The sequence below is a fragment of the Pseudoalteromonas sp. 3J6 genome (assembly GCF_903995135.1).
GTDB lineage: Bacteria > Pseudomonadota > Gammaproteobacteria > Enterobacterales > Alteromonadaceae > Pseudoalteromonas.
This window is the reverse complement of record NZ_LR877185.1, coordinates 2,539,625-2,556,582: the sequence shown is the minus strand read 5'-3', so window position 1 is coordinate 2,556,582 and position 16,958 is coordinate 2,539,625. Positions and strand designations below refer to the sequence as shown.

The 16,958-nt window shown below is 40.6% G+C and carries 18 protein-coding genes; 11 read left to right on the top strand and 7 right to left on the bottom strand.

Annotated elements, in window-relative coordinates; translation table 11 throughout:
- Window positions 1-5 precede the first annotated feature (5 nt).
- Window positions 6-2,441, bottom strand: coding sequence for a VolA/Pla-1 family phospholipase (locus P3J6_RS11505; RefSeq protein ID WP_198523075.1), 2,436 nt, complete (start codon window positions 2,439-2,441; stop codon window positions 6-8).
- A gap of 207 nt (window positions 2,442-2,648) precedes the next feature.
- Between P3J6_RS11505 and P3J6_RS11500 the strand changes: the two genes are divergently transcribed.
- Complete coding sequence (locus P3J6_RS11500) at window positions 2,649-3,395, top strand: YciK family oxidoreductase (protein WP_138604870.1); 747 nt, start codon at window positions 2,649-2,651, stop codon at window positions 3,393-3,395.
- Between the two features lie 61 nt (window positions 3,396-3,456).
- On the opposite strand, the gene rluB is transcribed toward P3J6_RS11500, so the two are convergent.
- The 4 genes from rluB to P3J6_RS11480 form a co-directional block, all read right to left on the bottom strand.
- Window positions 3,457-4,326, bottom strand: a complete 870-nt coding sequence (rluB, locus tag P3J6_RS11495; protein WP_008110001.1) for a 23S rRNA pseudouridine(2605) synthase RluB — start codon at window positions 4,324-4,326, stop codon at window positions 3,457-3,459.
- Window positions 4,323-4,913: an SMC-Scp complex subunit ScpB gene (gene scpB / locus P3J6_RS11490; protein ID WP_138604871.1), complete on the bottom strand. Its 591-nt coding sequence runs from the start codon at window positions 4,911-4,913 to the stop codon at window positions 4,323-4,325. The genes rluB and scpB overlap by 4 nt, the downstream gene beginning before the upstream one ends.
- Before the next feature lie 151 nt (window positions 4,914-5,064).
- Window positions 5,065-5,586, bottom strand: a complete 522-nt coding sequence (locus tag P3J6_RS11485) for an EF-hand domain-containing protein (protein ID WP_138604872.1) — start codon at window positions 5,584-5,586, stop codon at window positions 5,065-5,067.
- A gap of 202 nt (window positions 5,587-5,788) precedes the next feature.
- The gene (locus P3J6_RS11480) at window positions 5,789-6,220 is read right to left on the bottom strand and encodes an exonuclease III (RefSeq protein ID WP_138604873.1); all 432 of its coding nucleotides are present in this window, start codon (window positions 6,218-6,220) and stop codon (window positions 5,789-5,791) included.
- A 242-nt stretch (window positions 6,221-6,462) separates the two neighbouring features.
- Between P3J6_RS11480 and xthA the strand changes: the two genes are divergently transcribed.
- The 3 genes from xthA to rlmA are packed head-to-tail and all read left to right on the top strand — an operon-like array spanning window position 6,463 to window position 8,722.
- Window positions 6,463-7,269 (top strand): exodeoxyribonuclease III, encoded by an 807-nt coding sequence (gene xthA / locus P3J6_RS11475; RefSeq protein WP_138604874.1) that lies wholly within the window; start codon window positions 6,463-6,465, stop codon window positions 7,267-7,269.
- A 5-nt stretch (window positions 7,270-7,274) separates the two neighbouring features.
- Entirely contained in the window at window positions 7,275-7,922 is a 648-nt protein-coding gene (locus P3J6_RS11470) for an energy-coupling factor ABC transporter permease (protein ID WP_198523074.1), read from the top strand.
- Window positions 7,919-8,722, top strand: a complete 804-nt coding sequence (rlmA, locus tag P3J6_RS11465; RefSeq protein ID WP_198523073.1) for a 23S rRNA (guanine(745)-N(1))-methyltransferase — start codon at window positions 7,919-7,921, stop codon at window positions 8,720-8,722. The genes P3J6_RS11470 and rlmA overlap by 4 nt, the downstream gene beginning before the upstream one ends.
- Here rlmA and yfbV read toward each other — a convergent pair.
- On the bottom strand, window positions 8,706-9,152 hold the full coding sequence (gene yfbV, locus P3J6_RS11460; RefSeq protein WP_138604877.1) for a terminus macrodomain insulation protein YfbV: 447 nt from the start codon (window positions 9,150-9,152) through the stop codon (window positions 8,706-8,708). The two genes, rlmA and yfbV, sit on opposite strands and share 17 nt — an antisense overlap.
- A 263-nt stretch (window positions 9,153-9,415) precedes the next feature.
- Between yfbV and P3J6_RS11455 the strand changes: the two genes are divergently transcribed.
- The 7 genes from P3J6_RS11455 to P3J6_RS11425 all read left to right on the top strand — a co-directional run bounded on the left by P3J6_RS11455 (window position 9,416) and on the right by P3J6_RS11425 (window position 16,069).
- Entirely contained in the window at window positions 9,416-10,630 is a 1,215-nt protein-coding gene (locus tag P3J6_RS11455; protein ID WP_198523072.1) for an acetate kinase, read from the top strand.
- Window position 10,631: 1 nt separating this feature from the next.
- Entirely contained in the window at window positions 10,632-12,785 is a 2,154-nt protein-coding gene (gene pta, locus P3J6_RS11450) for a phosphate acetyltransferase (protein WP_054200797.1), read from the top strand.
- 222 nt (window positions 12,786-13,007) lie between these two features.
- On the top strand, window positions 13,008-13,391 hold the full coding sequence (locus P3J6_RS11445; RefSeq protein WP_010389757.1) for an ACT domain-containing protein: 384 nt from the start codon (window positions 13,008-13,010) through the stop codon (window positions 13,389-13,391).
- A gap of 6 nt (window positions 13,392-13,397) precedes the next feature.
- Window positions 13,398-13,895, top strand: coding sequence for a PTS glucose transporter subunit IIA (locus P3J6_RS11440; RefSeq protein ID WP_008110014.1), 498 nt, complete (start codon window positions 13,398-13,400; stop codon window positions 13,893-13,895).
- Between the two features lie 4 nt (window positions 13,896-13,899).
- Window positions 13,900-14,244, top strand: coding sequence for an ArsC family reductase (locus tag P3J6_RS11435; RefSeq protein ID WP_138593938.1), 345 nt, complete (start codon window positions 13,900-13,902; stop codon window positions 14,242-14,244).
- Complete coding sequence (gene dapE / locus P3J6_RS11430; RefSeq protein WP_198523071.1) at window positions 14,244-15,374, top strand: succinyl-diaminopimelate desuccinylase; 1,131 nt, start codon at window positions 14,244-14,246, stop codon at window positions 15,372-15,374. Before P3J6_RS11435 ends, dapE begins: the two co-directional genes overlap by 1 nt.
- Window positions 15,374-16,069, top strand: coding sequence for a M15 family metallopeptidase (locus P3J6_RS11425; RefSeq protein ID WP_198523070.1), 696 nt, complete (start codon window positions 15,374-15,376; stop codon window positions 16,067-16,069). The genes dapE and P3J6_RS11425 overlap by 1 nt, the downstream gene beginning before the upstream one ends.
- On the opposite strand, the gene P3J6_RS11420 is transcribed toward P3J6_RS11425, so the two are convergent.
- Window positions 16,056-16,931 carry a DMT family transporter gene (locus P3J6_RS11420; RefSeq protein ID WP_198523069.1) on the bottom strand — a complete coding sequence of 292 codons (876 nt, stop codon included), beginning with the start codon at window positions 16,929-16,931 and terminating at the stop codon, window positions 16,056-16,058. The genes P3J6_RS11425 and P3J6_RS11420 overlap by 14 nt on opposite strands.
- Window positions 16,932-16,958: the final 27 nt, after the last annotated feature.

Sequence of the window (16,958 nt, the reverse complement as noted above, 5' to 3'; positions counted from 1 at the left end):
GGCTACTAATTAGTCACAATATCAGTATCTGATACAGATAATAAACGTCCACGTGATACTAGGTAAGTTGCAATTTGCAATTGCATTTCTGCATTTGCTGCTGCGCTACCCGCTACTGTAGTCGACTGTCTTTCATCTTGCGCCGGTGTTAACACAGAGCCATGATGACCTGTGTTAAATTTAACTAAATAGCTAGAGCCCATCTCTGTTGGCGCTTGAGTTGTACTCACCGTTTCTAACCCCATAAAGTTAGCTAGAGGAACAGTACCTGCAATTGGATTGCTGGCAGTCATCGGCGGAATAACTTGGTCTGGCTTGTTATTCTCTGTGCCATCACCTACCACAACATTCATGTAAACAGGTGTTTCTAGTGCTTTAACCGTTGCAGCATAGTTAGTAGGATCGCCACTATCTAATGCTGTTTGTGCTGCAAATACAAACTGCGTCATTACGCCCTTTATATTAGCTAGTTTATCAGTTTCACCCGCCATAGTTAGCGATGCTGCAAACTCATTAAAGCCACAGCTCAAGAAGTCCTGCATGTCTGGTAACAAAGCACCACAGTTTGATAAAGCATCAGCGTTTAAGAATGCATTAAACTCATCAGCTTCAGCAGTTCCTGCTTGAGAAAGCACAGAACCTTGAATAAATGGTCCAAATGCTGCTGATTCTAACAAGAAGCTAGCAATACCACCGCCGCCGCTTGCTAATGCTACAGCGTTAACCTTAAATAATGGATCTACTTGTTCGGCTAATGGGCTATTCGTTTGTGCAATAAATGCAGGTGCTACAATTGAGCCTAGTGAATGGCCAATGTAAGATACATCAGTAGAATTTAGTGAACTGTCACCACTGAAATTTAAGCCTAAACGTAGACCAAGTAAGTCAGCACTTGACTGGCGTAAACTATCTCTGGCGACCAGTAAAGAGCTCAAGTTCATGTAGCTAAGTACAGAGCCAGTTGTTGCGTTAAAATCATCGTTACCGTCTACATCAACATCTACACCACGCTCACCATGACGAGGATGATCAATTGCAACTGTGGCAAAACCCTGTAATGAAAGCTGCGCTGTTAGTGTCAACATGCTTTCTTTTTGCGTGGTAATACCATGTTGCATAATAACTACAGGCCAACCACCTGCTGGCATAGCAGTAAATGGCTCTAAACCTAAACCTGAACGGTATGCATTAACAACCGGTAAAATTGGCTTGGTAATTTGTACTGGCACATTCGCCATGCTTTGCATTTTAGGAAGTGAGTTATATTTAGTTAAGTGTTTAGTGCTATCAAGCCCTAAATCACGAAGCTGTCCATCACTCAAAGCAGCACACATCGCATCGTTAGTGCTAATGGGATCGGTTGGGAACGCTTCACCAGCTTGCGCTTTGTAACCTAAAATAGCAACGGCACTGTCACACATACCTTGCCAGTAAGTATCATTTAGATCACTGATCTCTTTACCCGTAGGTGTACCTAAATACATAGGTAGCTGGATGCTGCCTTTTTGATATTGTGCAACTTGGAATATATCGGGCACGGTAACACCCTGCAATGCAAAAGCTTGTTGTACGTTAGCCATTGGCTGAGTTGGAATTTGCAAAGCAGGGGTTGGAATTGTTGGCTCTGTTAGGCTTGCTGCTAAAACCTTTTTAATCGTGCCAAGCACTGGTCCTGCTGATTGCATTGTCATGGCAGCAGAAAAAATAATATCGTCTTTGGTAATATCACCAGAGCTAACCACTACGTTTTCGTAGCTATTAACAGCCCCTTGCAGCGCAAGTTGTGATGGCGTTACTAAAGGCGCTTCTTGTTTAACAGTGGCATAAGTTGAAGATGGTTCAATCGAGCGACCTTCTGAATCTTTCAGTCCAGTCGTTAACACATTAATGTATGAACTACCGGCTTTAAAAGGCTTAAGTGGGACAATAGCTACTGCGTCACCAGAAGCTTGGGTTACAAAGTCCACGCCAAAGGTCAATTCGCCTACTAATTTACATGCTGCACCGGCTGGTGCTTGCGAACATTCGGCATCAGTTAGGCTTGCACCCATGATAACTTCAAAAATACGTACAGAGCCTGGTGAAGCTGCAGACGTTTCATCAAGGCTAATGCCCGGTGGAAAGGTTAGATCAATTTTGAATGGCACTTGAGTAGACCAGCCATCAAGTGCTCCTATTGCTAGTTGCGGATCTGCATAGGCAGTTCTAGGGATAGAAACATTTTCGCTATTTAACTCCCCTGGAATATTTATAGTACCATCTAGGGTGCCACTCATTAATAAATCATTAGGAACCGAAATAACACCATTTGCAGGGTCAAATTTTACCGTCGCTTTGGGAATAACTGTAACTGAATTGTTTTTAACATCTTCTAACGTTTCTCCGCCGCCACAGCCTGCTAATGCAGCTGCAACTGAGAGCGAGAGTAGCATTTTTTTCATAGTGTTCTCCGCACAAATCTTATTTTTATAGTGTGTTTATAGTCAGTGTAATTAAGTTAATTTAATGTAGCTAGTATATTAATGAGACATTAGACCAGTTAAATCTAACTTAAAGTTTCTGGTTTCGCCACCTAAATTTGCAATAAATTCGATTACTTGTCGATTTGCTATGTTAAAATCAATAAAAATTTAAACATTGGTACTTTTATGCATACCTATCAAGCAACTGAAAACGCACTTAAAGACAAAATAATTTTGATCACAGGCGCAGGTGATGGGATTGGCCGTGTCGCAGCTATTACCTATGCAAAACATGGTGCAACCGTTATTTTATTAGGAAAAACAACTAATAAATTAGAATGTGTGTATGACGAAATCATTAATGCTGGCTACCCGCAGCCCGCTATTGTGCCTATGGACATAAAAGGTGCAACTAAACAAAACTATCGTGATTTAGCTGCAACTATCGAGAGCCAATTTGGCCGCTTAGATGGACTATTAAATAACGCAGGTATTTTAGGTACTTTAGGGCCGTTAGAACATTTTTGTTCATCAACATTTGAAAATGTGATGAAAGTAAACGTCACCGCACAAGCGATGATCACTAAAGCACTATTCCCTGTAATGCGAAAGTCAAAGAATGCCTCTGTAGTATTTACTTCTTCGGGTGTGGGTCGCAAAGGAAGAGAGTTTTGGGGACCTTATGCAATTTCTAAATTTGCAGTAGAAGGTATGATGCAAACATGGGCGTGTGAAGTTGAAAAAACGCCAATCCGTGTTAACTGTATTAACCCAGGCGCAACCCGTACATCAATGCGTGCAAGTGCATTCCCGGGCGAAGATCGAGATTTACTGGCGACACCTGAAGATCTGATGCCAACTTATCTGTACTTAATGAGCGATGACTCAAAAGATATCAATGGCCAATCGTTAGACGCACAAGTTAAAAAGTAATATTTAGTTTTAAACGTAAAAAAGCCGCTATAAAAAGCGGCTTTTTTGTTTTATGATTTGATTACTTACGTTTAGTCGGTTTCACACGTTGATTGTGCTTTTTAACCGCCTTACGAATTTGATTTATTTTAGCGCGCTTATCTTTACGTTTTTCAGGGATAACCGACAGCTTAGTTTGCGTTTCTTTACCAAGTTTAACTGTTTTACGTAAATAGTTAACTGTGTCTAAATCGTACTCAATCCAACCACCTTGTGGTACACGCTTATCAAGCTCTAATTTACCGTAGCGTATACGAATTAGGCGTGATACTTCCACATCTTGTGATTGCCATAGACGACGAACTTCGCGATTACGACCTTCATTAAGTGTTACGTTGTACCAGCGGTTAATTCCTTCACCGCCCATAGGCTTTATGCCGGTAAATTTAGCCGGACCATCTTCAAGCTCTACACCGCGAAGTAAGTTTTTCATCGTTTCGTCAGTCACTTCACCAAATACACGAGCGGAGTATTCGCGCTCAACTTCGTAACTCGGGTGCATTAAGCGATTCGCTAATTCACCGTCATTGGTAAAAAGCATTAGCCCTGACGTATTCACATCTAATCGCCCTACCGCTATCCAGCGGTCACCATCAATACGGGGTAAACGATCAAATACAGTTCTACGCCCTTCAGGATCTTTACGGGTGCTTAGTTCACCTTCAGGCTTGTTATACATAATCACACGACAAATTCTGTCAGCTTTTTCTTCAATTTTAACAGTGTGACCGTCCACACGAATTAAATCGGTTTCTTCAACCCTGTCACCTAATTTCGCCACTTTACCATTTACACTCACGCGGTTAGCGTCGATGTATTTTTCCATTTCACGGCGTGAACCTACCCCTGCACGGGCTAGGACTTTTTGTAACTTTTCACCTTGTATACTCATTTGGATGGTTCTCTCACAGAAGGATCACTTAATAACTGGGTAATTTTACTTTGCTGTTGCTCTGGCAATGCGGGTAAATCATGAAGTCCCGTTATCGAAAAATAATCTAAAAATTGTTTAGTCGTTGCATAAAGTGCCGGTTTACCGGGTACTTCTTTATGCCCAACTACTTTAACCCACTCTCTTTCAAGCAGGGTTTTAATAATATTTGAGCCAGTTGCTACACCCCGTACTTGCTCAATTTCACCACGGGTAATGGGTTGCTTATAGGCAATTAGCGACAGGGTTTCGAGTAAAGCTCTCGAGTACTTAGGCGCACGTTCTTGCCATAAATTACTCAACCATGGGCTTAAACTACTGCACGCTTGAAAACGATAGCCACTCCCTACCTCAACTAAACGTATTCCACGCGTCTGATAGTGAATTTGAATGGCCTCTACAGCATCATTAATGCGCGCCATAGAAATTGCTAAGTCGTTTAAAACCGTGTCCTTAAGATGACGTTTTGATACGGGCTTGTCTGCCACGAAAATCGCCGCTTCAATGATTTCAATTAATTGTTCATCACTAATTCGCCGACCAACCATAATCACTCTAAAGTTAATAAAAACACACAGCCATCTATTATGACAGAACAACGGCAAACTAGGAAAACATATTAATAAAATAACATTTAATAGGTATAAAAAAGCCAGTGAAAAACACTGGCTTGGTATCAAGTGTATTTAATAATGTAATTTAGCTATTCTTAAATTGCTCAAGTGCATCGTCTTCTGCAACAGAATCACCATGCTTTTGGATATAGCTATTAAACTCATTTTTACTTACTCGTTTATCTTTATTGCTGTCCATGTAGCCAAAGTGATTTGAAATATCATCATCGTCAGCTTCAGTAACTGAAATAAAGCCGTTGCTGTCATTATCTAAGCTTTTAAAGTCATTTTCTATTTTATCAAACTTCGCAATATCAGCCTTAAATGCAGACTCACTTACTTCACTATCAGTTGCAACTTTACCAGCATTTAGCTGCATATAAGCGTCATATTCAGTACGACTTATTTGATTATCTATATTTGTATCTATATTTGAAAAGTGTTGCCAAATACTATCATCGTCAGCTTCAGTTTTTGAGATAAAACCATCGCTATCGTTATCTAAGCTTGCAAAATCACTGTCGATTTTTTCTAGACCCTGATTTGAAGAACATGCAGCTAAGCTCAATGCGGCTAAAATAGTAGAAGCTATCGTTAATTTTTTCATAAGACGTATCCTTGTAAATTAATAAATTTCAATTTAAATAATACAAATACGATGCCAGAATTATAATTCAATAAAAACAATAACTTAAAAACAACGCTCTTGTGCAGCGATATTCGACAATGCAATTTTTGCAAACTACTGTGGTAATTTTTGCAAAAAAAAGCTCGGTAAGAACCGAGCTGTTTATATCAAATACGGCAATTTAGATTGCAGCGTCTTGGTAACGCTTTACAAAATCAGTTACGTTTTGGCCATTACACTTTAATGTGTTTAAGTTGCCAATTTGCTTACGTACTGGTTGTAAGCCTTGCTTTAATGCAGTCATACATAACTGTGTTTCTTGATGTGAGTCTTTTGCAAATACTTCAACTTTAGATGAAGCAACTTGAACCGCTGATTCTTTTTTAGCTATATCGCGGATATCTTGACCATTACATAGGATACTTTTTGAATAACGCGATAAGTACATACCATGCTTTGCAGCCATTTTACGTGCAGCTGAAAAACCTTCATTGGCGCTTACTACACACAAGTTAGACTCTAATTTGTTGTCTTTGCTAAAGTATGTATTGCTTTGTGCAGAAGCAGTAACAGAAACAAAAAGAGAGGCAGCTAAAAGTAATTGAGTTTTCATCAGGGGTAGTCCTATTTGAACGAGTTAAACAAACGATTTCTGCGCATTATATAGACAACTTTTAACATATCAATTGAATATTTTATTTATTTTGTTATTTAATAATGCATTTACAATGTTTAAACATTAAGCAGTAATTGAGCAACAATTGTGCAGTTATTTTCTCATTTGGGTCATGTTATGTCGCTCTAAATGCTGATACAATTTAGCTAACAATGAAAATAAATTTGAAGGTTAACTTTATGAAAGTGATTTCTTTTAATATCAATGGCCTGCGCGCTCGTCTACACCAGTTACAAGCTATTATTGATAAACACCAGCCAGATATTATCGGTCTTCAAGAGATCAAGGTACACGATGAAGCGTTTCCGCTAGATGATGTACAAAATATGGGTTACCACGTTTATTTTCATGGGCAAAAAGCCCATTACGGTGTGGCAATGTTATGCAAAAAAGAGCCTAAATCGGTATTAAAAGGCTTCACTACTGACACCGATGAGTCGCAAAAGCGGATGATTAGCGTCACTGTAGAGCAAGAGAATGGCCGTGACTTACATGTAATGAATGGCTATTTCCCACAAGGCGATAACATTAATCACGAAACTAAGTTCCCGTATAAACGTCAATTTTATCAAGATTTAATGACCCATCTAAATAGCCATTTCACTCCTGACCAAGATGTAATTGTTATGGGTGATATTAATATCTCCCCTACCGATTTAGATATTGGTATTGGTGAAGTAAACGCAAAACGGTGGTTAAAAACGGGTAAATGTTCATTTCAACCAGTTGAACGTGAGTGGCTTGCTACCTTATTAAATTGGGGCTTTAAAGACACCTTTAGAGAACAAAACCCAGAAATTAACGACCAATATTCTTGGTTTGACTATCGTTCAAAAGGATTTGTTGATAACCGCGGCCTGCGAATTGATGTGGTACTAGCAACGCATGATTTAGCAGCTCGCTGTATCGACACAGGCATAGATTATGAATTGCGCGCTATCGATAAACCATCAGATCATGCGCCTATTTGGTCAGAGTTTAGTTAATAGTTATGTTGAGCGCGCAATTACAAGGGTTACTGTGGATTGTTGTCATCGTTATCGGCTTTTTAAGCGTTAACAAATCAACATACAGTAATTTATTTAATACCCCAGCAAGACAAACAGGTGTGTTTGCCTGTGCACTGGTACTCGCTTTGTTATGGCGTATAAAGGCCGGTATTTTACCCGGTCTCGATCTGCATATTTTAGGCATTACCGCAGTTACCCTAACATTAGGTTGGCGTCTTGCTATATTAAGTTGTGTACTCGCAACAGCGCTTTTAACTGCTTTTGGACAAATAACACCTGAATTAGTCGCATTAAAACTCATCATTAGTGCCTTTATACCGGTGTTATTCAGCTATTTAGTTTTTATCGTGTGTTATCACTATTTAGCACGGCATTTTTTTATCTATATATTTGTTTGTAGCTTTTTAACAGCGGGTGTCGTTGCCTGTATTAACATTATACTCGGTGGAGCTTTTTATTACGCAATAGGTGAATATAGTTGGCATCAGCTGAGCGAGAATTATATTTATCTAAGTCCTATTTTGGCCTTTCCTGAAGCTATGCTAAACGGTATGGCAATCACTGTACTGATCACCTATCGCCCACATTGGGTAAAAACTTTTTTTGATAAGGACTATTTAGGCTCATGAGTCTTCATTACCATTGCCCTATTTGTAAACAGCCACTAGCACTCAATGATAAAACATTACGATGCGATAATAATCACAGCTTCGATTTTGCCAAAGAAGGCTATGTAAACTTACTCCCTGTACAAAACAAAAATTCTAAACAGCCTGGCGACTCGTTGGAAATGGTACAAGCTAGGCGTTCATTTTTAGAACAAGGTTATTATGGCTTTTTACAAACGGCTTTAGCCAATATTGTTAAGCCACTTAATGCCGACATAGTGATTGATTTGGGGTGTGGTGAAGGATTTTATACTCACGCTATTGCTAACAACAGCCAGGCTAACGTATACGGTGTTGATATATCAAAGTCGGCAGTAAAGTATGCGGCAAAACGTTACAAACAATGCCACTTTAGCGTTGCTTCAATTAGCCAAGCGCCTTTTGATGATCACCTTGCTGACGTTTTGGTTAGTGTATTTGCGCCTTTATTTGACAGTGAACTTGCACGTCTGGTCAAAGATAATGGTTGCTTAATTGTGGCAAGCCCAGGCCCAACTCATTTGAAAGAACTAAAAGATTATATTTATAGCAACGTAAAAGAACATACCGAAATAGCAGCACCTGCGGGCTTTGAAAATACATCGCAACAATTAATCACAGAGCAGGTATCGCTTACATTTAACGATGTTAAGAACTTAATTATGATGACGCCATTTGCGTGGAAGTTTAGACCAGAACATTGGCAAGCTCTTGAGCAAAAACAAAATCATAGCGTCACCTTGTCATTTTATATTACGCAATTTACTAAAATTGCTCTTTAGTAAACGTTTTATCCATTTTATCGAACATATCTTTTAGTAATTCGGCAAGCTCCAAATAGCGGGGCTTGTTTTTTCCCATTTGCGCGTCGTAACCGTTAGCAACCATTTTTGCAAATAACTCGTTATACCATTGCTGCATAGCAGGCTCTAATTCAGTTTGCGCACGTTTACCCAACCATAAAAGCCCTTGTAATGGCAACGAGATAAAAAACAGACTACTGGCAATCGCTTGGGGCAGAAAATCTGAGCCTAAATAATTAATCTGAAAAAACAGGGTCAGCATGGCTAATATTGGCATTACTGTGATTGCAAGCTCAGTGGCTCTGATCACTTTAAATTCTGCAAATAATGGCGCGACCTCTTTACGCATTGGCCATGTTTTAGCATAAGAACGCCCTAATTGAACTTGCGATATCACACTTTTTTGCATTAATAAATCCTCATAGTCTCGGTTTGTAACATTTCAACAAACGTAATACTTATAAAAGTGTAACACAATTATAGCTGCTTTCACTTTATCGGTAAAAATGCTCAATTTCATTAGTAAAACTCACAAAAAGCATAAATTATCGAAAGAATTTCACAAAGCCCTTTTAATAAAGTCTACTACACTTTAGTCTACACTTATTTAAGCCACAAAGGCTTATACATCAACCAAGTGTACTGATTAATACTTAAATGGAAAATGAATCTATGCCAACACTCCCAAATAATCCGAACCATGTTTTGGTACTCAATTGTGGAAGCTCAAGTCTAAAGTTTGCAATTATTGATGCAAACACAGGAAACGACATTATATCAGGTTTAGCGGAGCGCCTAGGTGATAATGCTCCCTCAATTAAATATAAGTTTCAGGGAGAAAAAACCACTATTAAGCTCGCTGCTAACCAAGCACATGCCCAAGCAATTGATACGCTGGTTGATTTAATAAAAGATCACAATTTAGACGATCAATTAGTAGCTGTGGGCCATCGCGTAGTACATGGTGGCGAGCACTTTACCCAATCAGTTTTAATTGACGAAAACGTCATTGCAGGTATTACCCAAGCAGCCACACTGGCCCCCTTACATGGTCACGCTAATTTACTAGGTATTTCATCAGCACAAGCATCATTTAAAGATTTACCACAAATAGCTGTGTTTGATACCGCATTTCATCAAACTATGGATGAGGTTGCTTATTTGTATGCCCTTCCTTATAAGCTTTATAACGACTTTGGGGTTAGACGCTATGGATTTCATGGCACTAGCCATTTTTATGTAGCAGGTCAAACCGCTAAAATGTTGTCTTTACCTGTTGAAGAAAGTAACTTTATTAGCGCCCACTTAGGCAATGGCTGCTCTGTGTGTGCGATCAAAAATGGTAAAAGTGTCGATACCAGCATGGGCTTAACCCCGCTTGAAGGACTTGTTATGGGTACCCGTTGTGGTGACATTGACCCAGGGCTATTTAACTTTTTAACGACCCAACTTGATTACACCGCACAGCAAATTGATGACCTGCTAAATCAAAAAAGTGGCTTATTAGGAATAAGCGAGCTATCAAACGATTGCCGTACTATTGAAGAGGCTGCCATTGCTGGCAACTCGCAAGCCATGCTGGCACTTAATATGTTTTGCTACCGCTTAGCAAAACAAATAGCCGCCTACATGGTACCGCTGCAAAAATTAGATGCGCTTATTTTTACCGGTGGGATTGGCGAGAATTCCGATATTATTCGCGAAAAAGTACTTACACAGTTAGCATTTTTGGGTATCAATTTAGACCCTCAAGCAAACCTTGATGCACGGTTTGGCCAAGCTGGATTAATTAGCGCTGCTAATTCAACAAGCAAAGCGGTGGTTATGCCTACCAACGAAGAATGGGTTATTGCACTCGACGCCGCAAACATCACCAAGGAGTTATAATATGGCTCGTCGTATTATGTTGGTTCCTATCTCTACAGGGGTAGGTTTAACCTCAGTATCAGTTGGTTTAGTAAGAGCGCTGGAACAAAAGACGGTTAAGGTTAATTTTTTCAAACCTATCGCCCAGCCACGCGCAGGTGAAACTGGCCCTGAAAAATCTACCCAAATTGTCACTCAAGGCTCACCAATTAAGCCGCCAACACCGTTTGCGCTCGATTACGCAGAGCAAATGATTGGTGATGGTAAAGGTGATGATTTATTAGAAGAAATTGTTGAGCGTTTTCAAAGTAAAATAAATGATGACGAAGTGGCTATAATCGAAGGAATGGTGCCAACTCGTCGCCAACCTTATGCAGGACGCATAAACCGTGAAATTGCACAAACCTTAGGGGCCGATATCGTATTTGTGCTTACCCCTGGGAATTACAGTATTACCCAAATTGAAGATCGCCTTGAAATTGCTGCTGGAAATTACGGTGGCATAGATCACCCTCGTGTGCTGGGTTGTATTTTCAATAAAGTAAATGCCCCTCTAGATGAAGAAGGTCGTGCTCGCGCTGATTTAGTCGATACTTACAAGCCAGAAGCGCTTGATAACGAGCTTAACCGCCTGGCCTCTTTACCTATTTTTAGAAAAAATCCTTTTATGTTACTTGGTGCCATTCCGTGGGATTTTGAGCTGGTCGCGCCGCGCGTTAAAGATTTAAGTGCCTATTTAAAAGCCACTATTATTAACGAAGGTGACATGGTACATCGTCGACTAAGACGCATTACTTTTTGCGCCCGCACGGTATCAAATATTCTAAATTATTTTACCCCAGGTGCGTTATTGGTCACCCCAGGCGATCGTTCAGATATATTGGTTGCAGCCTGCTTGTCTGCCATGAATGGTACTAAACTAGGCGCTATTTTGCTCACCGGTGGCTTTGAGCCTGAGCCGCGCATCATGGCGCTGTGCGAGCAAGCCATGCAAACAGGGCTGCCTATTTTAGCAACCGAAGGCGACACTTGGCGCACCTCGTTATTACTGCATAACTTTAACCTAGAAGTGCCAAGCGATGATGAACAGCGCATTGAAAAGGTAAAAGATCATAACGCAGAGTATATAGATTCTGATTGGTTAGATACCTTAGCTAAAAGTGTGGGGAAAACCCGAAAACTATCCCCTCCTGCCTTTAGGTATTTATTGACTGAAAAAGCTCGTAAAGCCGAAAAAACAATTGTATTGCCTGAAGGTAACGAACCTAGAACCATTAAAGCAGCCGCTATTTGTGGCCAGCGTGGCATTGCTAAAACAATTTTATTAGGTGATCGTGATGAAATATTGCGTATAGCCGAGCAGCAAGGCATTGAGCTTAACGAGCATGTAACTGTAATTGAGCCAAGCAGTATCATAAATGACTACGTAGCACCTATGGTGGAAATCCGTAAGAATAAAGGTCTTACCGAAGTAGTCGCCCAAGAGCAACTACAAGATCACGTGGTACTTGGCACCATGATGCTAGAGCAAGGTAAAGTCGATGGCCTGGTATCGGGTGCGGTAAACACCACTGCCAATACCATTCGCCCACCGTTACAGTTAATTAAAACCGCGCCAGGTTCATCATTAGTGTCTTCTGTATTCTTTATGCTATTGCCTGATCAGGTTTTGGTTTATGGTGATTGCGCTATTAATCCCGATCCTAATGCCGAACAACTAGCTGACATTGCAATTCAATCTGCCGACTCAGCAGCAGCATTTGGTATTGAACCTCGCGTAGCCATGATAAGTTACAGCACCGGTGACTCGGGCAGTGGGGCTGATGTAGAAAAAGTGCGAGCGGCAACTAAACTGGCCCAGCAAAAGCGTCCTGATCTAATTATAGATGGCCCATTACAGTATGATGCAGCGATTATGGAAAGTGTAGCAATTAAAAAGGCACCTAACAGCCCTGTTGCAGGTAAAGCAACGGTGTTTATATTCCCTGATTTAAATACTGGCAACACCACCTATAAAGCGGTACAACGAAGCGCTGATTTGATCAGTATCGGTCCGATGCTGCAAGGGATGCGTAAACCAGTTAACGACTTAAGCCGTGGCGCATTAGTTGACGACATAGTGTATACCATTGCTTTAACTGCCATTCAAGCAGCGCAAGCTGAGGCACTTAATTAACCCCTTTAACTAACATGTCCTTTTTATAGCCTAGCCATTTTTTAATTACTTATTAATAGGTTAGGCTATTTATACCTTACAACCCCCAAGCTTATCCACAGAAATTGTGGACAATTATTTTTTAATTAATAAAAACTTTAACAACGGCTCAGTTTGGGCCTTTAACTTAGATTCAATACTCTATACTATAAAGCTATTATCTTGCTGCTATGGATGGGTTTTATGTCAAAACAAACACTACAATTACACAGCACTGTTTTATCAATTCATAGTTTAGCGCTTGATGCCGACATCCCTCCTGCCCTGTTAAAGCAACCATTATTTTTTATTTCAAAAACGCACGATGAACTCTCGGTCGTTTGCCCTGATGACTTTATAATTGATAGCCAAGATACAGAATCGAATTGGCAAGCATTAGAAGTAATTGGCCCATTAGGATTCTCGTTAACCGGTATTATGGCAAATATTTCAGGAGTATTAGCAAGAGCTGGCGTGTCAATTTTTTCAATTTCAACCTATGACACCGACTATATCTTAGTAAAAAAGCAAACAGTCAACAAAGCGATGGCTGCTCTTAGAGCCGATGGCTACAATGTGGTAACTTAATTAATAATGAAATCTGAAGACGTTAGCTATTTAACTAAAAATAAAATTGGCCGAAGCGCGATACAAATAACTAGCCCATTCAGTGGCAAAGTTATGCAGATGGACGCGCATCCTGAAGCTTTTTTCCGCTTTGGAACTTTGGGGCCTGGGATTATTGTCAGCTTAACCAGCCATAAAGTGTTAGCGCCATTTAATGGCACTTTATTGCAAGTTAAAAGCGGCGGGTGCGAATTTATTCTAAAAGCTAAAAATGGCTTAAAAGTATTAATAAACTTAGCCGTACCTGATTCTCAAACTCTCACGCATACTCATATTGCTCAGCTTAATGGCAGCAAAATAACCAAAGGACAGCGCCTCGCTTACTTTGATTTGCGTGAACTCGATGCGCCTATTTTAGCTAGCCTTATCATACTCAATGGCCACGACTTAGGCACTTTTCATTATTCTCACCCGCAGGTCAATGCTGGTGTAGATACCTTATTAACTATTATCAAAAAGAAGTAGGTTTATGATCACTCTCTATGGCATTAGCAACTGCGACACAATCAAAAAAGCAAAAAAATACCTAAGCGATAATGACATCGCGTTCACTTTCCATGACTATCGTAAAGATGGCGTTAATCATAATATGGTTAGCGATTTTGCAGAGCATATTGACTGGGAACAACTTGTTAATAAACGTGGCACAACATACAGAGCCTTGCCTGATGAGCAAAAGCAAAGCTTAACTAAGCAAACTGCTATCGATATATTGGTTGAACAACCTGCAATGATTAAACGCCCTGTTCTTATTAATGATGGGCAATATCACTTAGGTTTTAAAGCAGCACAATACGATGAGATCTTTAAATAATGACCCATCCAGTAATTACCCTAGCCCAAGCTTTAATTCAGCGAGAGTCGGTTACACCTGAAGATGCAGGCTGCCAACACATGATGAATGAGCGTCTAAGTGCAATTGGCTTTGACATTGAATCACTCTTTTTTACTGACACGCTCAATACTTGGGCACGAAAAGGCACGCAATCACCACACTTTTGTTTTGCCGGTCATACCGATGTGGTGCCCACTGGGCCTGAAAAAAATTGGCAGCATCCGCCTTTTGCTGGTCTAATTGAAGACGGTTTATTACATGGGCGTGGCGCAGCCGACATGAAAGGCTCACTGGCAGCTATGGTTGTAGCCACAGAGCGCTTTGTATCTAAGCACCCAGATCATAAAGGCTCTATCTCGTTTTTAATTACCTCAGATGAAGAAGGCCCTTTTATCAACGGCACTACCCGCGTAATAGATACTTTAGAAGAGCGCGGTGAAAAAATTGATATGTGTCTTGTTGGTGAGCCTTCATCGCGCGATGTACTCGGTGATGTGGTTAAAAATGGTCGTCGTGGTTCTCTAACTGGTTTTTTAACTATCGCCGGTGTGCAAGGGCATGTGGCTTACCCACACTTAGCGCAAAACCCAATTCATTTAGCCACGCCAGCATTAACTGAATTAAGCCAAACTGTGTGGGATATGGGTAACGACTTCTTTCCTGCCACCAGCTTTCAAATCTCTAACATTAATGGCGGCACAGGTGCCGGTAATGTGATACCCGGTGAGCTTGAAGTACAATTTAACTTTAGGTTTAGCACCGAAGTTACTCATCAACAACTGCAACAAAAAGTAAATTCCATTTTACAAAAACACAATTTGAATTACGAACTAAATTGGATTGTAAATGGCCTACCGTTTTTAACCGATCACGGTCCGTTAGTTGATGCTACCGTCGCTGCGATTAAATCAGTAACTGGCTTAACCACTAATTTAGAAACAACAGGTGGGACATCAGATGGCCGCTTTATTGCTCAAACCGGCGCTAAAGTAATCGAGCTGGGGCCACGTAACGCCACAATTCATAAAGTTGATGAGTGTGTTAGCACAGATGACCTGATCGCGCTGGCCGATATTTATGAACAAATATTAGAACGACTGTTAACTTAATGACTGCAAATAAAGAACTCATACAATGCATCACCGGACAAAGTGATGCACACTTAGTCGCCATACAAAACCATTATTTGCATACCAATATTGTCAACGACTTTGTTGCACTGCAATCAGCGGCTGCATCCGCTGGCTTTGATTTATGTATTGCATCAAGCTTTCGGGATTTTAATCGTCAATCGGCTATTTGGAATGCTAAATTTTCAAATAAGCGCGTGGTGTTAAATAAAGCGCAACAAGCCGTTGAACTAAATTCACTGAGTGATATTGAAAAATGTACCGCCATAATGCTGTACTCTGCACTGCCAGGGGCAAGTCGCCATCATTTAGGCACTGACTTAGATATTTTTGATAAACGCGCAGTGAGTGACGATTATGAGTTGCAACTAACCCCCGATGAATATCAGCATGGCGGACCTTTTGCCGAACTGAGTCAATGGCTAGACACCCACCTAGCAGAATTTGGATTTTATCGGCCTTATCAGCATGATTTAGGCGGTGTTGCCCCAGAACTTTGGCATATTAGCCACATTGCGCAATCAGAGCAGCTTATGAGGCACCTGTCAGTTGAGGTATTACATAACTGCATTAAAGAAAGTGATTTATTAGGTAAAGACGCTATTTTAACCCACTTACCTGCTTTATATGAACGCTTTGTGCTTAATGTGAGCCCACCTGCTAAGCGGTGTTAGTTTTTTTATTTAACGTAAAAACCAATACAGCCAGTAAAATGATACTGCTCGGGAGCATAAATTGCACAGTTAAGGTTTCTGATAAAAACACCGCTCCTGCAATAGCTGCCAAAACGGGCACGCATAACTGCACTATAGCTGCATGCGTGCTTTTTAATAAAGGCATAGCCACATACCAAATACTATAACCTACGCCTGATGCGATGGCACCTGAGGCTATTGCAAGTAACACCCCTTCCATACGTACATTTTTAAGCTGGCTCATACCCACCACAATTAAAATAGGTAGCACTAATAAGCTGCGAATAAAGTTATAAGTGGTGGCCCTAAGTGGTGACACACACGCTTTGCCTCTAATACTGTATATTCCCCATGCCACGCCACTTATGCTCATTAATACTGCCGCCATTACCGGTGGCGCTGTTTGCGAAGGCAGCATTAAATAAACAAAAGCCACAAACGCCACAATAAATGCAAGCCATTGCACAGCGGTTAAGCGCTCTTGCTTATAGATGCCCCAGCCGATCATGGTAAATTGCACCGCGGAGAATAAAATAAGCGCGCCCATACCGGTATCTAGCTCTATATAAGCTATAGAAAAACACAGCGCATATATCAGCAAGCTCACACTGCTTCGCCAGCTTCCGATATCGTTAATAACGGGGCTACTTAATTGTGCTTTTTTATTTAATTGCTTTGTATAGAGCAGCATAATAATAGCCAAACACACTGCCCCGCTGAGAAGCCGTATAACAGTGAAATTCCACGCATCAATATAACCTTGAGCTAATGCTAAGCGACACAATAACGAATTGGCAGCAAAGGCAACTAACGCGATAATAGTAAACAGAGTGGCTTTCAAATAAATTCCTAACGTGTTGATAAATAT

Bases quoted from the DNA above. Each gene is read 5' to 3' on its own strand.
- P3J6_RS11505 (WP_198523075.1), bottom strand. From the start codon at position 2,441: ATGAAAAAAATGCTACTCTCGCTCTCAGTTGCAGCTGCATTAGCAGGC.
- P3J6_RS11500 (WP_138604870.1), top strand. From the start codon at position 2,649: ATGCATACCTATCAAGCAACTGAAAACGCACTTAAAGACAAAATAATT.
- rluB (WP_008110001.1), bottom strand. From the start codon at position 4,326: ATGAGTATACAAGGTGAAAAGTTACAAAAAGTCCTAGCCCGTGCAGGG.
- scpB (WP_138604871.1), bottom strand. From the start codon at position 4,913: ATGGTTGGTCGGCGAATTAGTGATGAACAATTAATTGAAATCATTGAA.
- P3J6_RS11485 (WP_138604872.1), bottom strand. From the start codon at position 5,586: ATGAAAAAATTAACGATAGCTTCTACTATTTTAGCCGCATTGAGCTTA.
- P3J6_RS11480 (WP_138604873.1), bottom strand. From the start codon at position 6,220: ATGAAAACTCAATTACTTTTAGCTGCCTCTCTTTTTGTTTCTGTTACT.
- xthA (WP_138604874.1), top strand. From the start codon at position 6,463: ATGAAAGTGATTTCTTTTAATATCAATGGCCTGCGCGCTCGTCTACAC.
- P3J6_RS11470 (WP_198523074.1), top strand. From the start codon at position 7,275: ATGTTGAGCGCGCAATTACAAGGGTTACTGTGGATTGTTGTCATCGTT.
- rlmA (WP_198523073.1), top strand. From the start codon at position 7,919: ATGAGTCTTCATTACCATTGCCCTATTTGTAAACAGCCACTAGCACTC.
- yfbV (WP_138604877.1), bottom strand. From the start codon at position 9,152: ATGCAAAAAAGTGTGATATCGCAAGTTCAATTAGGGCGTTCTTATGCT.
- P3J6_RS11455 (WP_198523072.1), top strand. From the start codon at position 9,416: ATGCCAACACTCCCAAATAATCCGAACCATGTTTTGGTACTCAATTGT.
- pta (WP_054200797.1), top strand. From the start codon at position 10,632: ATGGCTCGTCGTATTATGTTGGTTCCTATCTCTACAGGGGTAGGTTTA.
- P3J6_RS11445 (WP_010389757.1), top strand. From the start codon at position 13,008: ATGTCAAAACAAACACTACAATTACACAGCACTGTTTTATCAATTCAT.
- P3J6_RS11440 (WP_008110014.1), top strand. From the start codon at position 13,398: ATGAAATCTGAAGACGTTAGCTATTTAACTAAAAATAAAATTGGCCGA.
- P3J6_RS11435 (WP_138593938.1), top strand. From the start codon at position 13,900: ATGATCACTCTCTATGGCATTAGCAACTGCGACACAATCAAAAAAGCA.
- dapE (WP_198523071.1), top strand. From the start codon at position 14,244: ATGACCCATCCAGTAATTACCCTAGCCCAAGCTTTAATTCAGCGAGAG.
- P3J6_RS11425 (WP_198523070.1), top strand. From the start codon at position 15,374: ATGACTGCAAATAAAGAACTCATACAATGCATCACCGGACAAAGTGAT.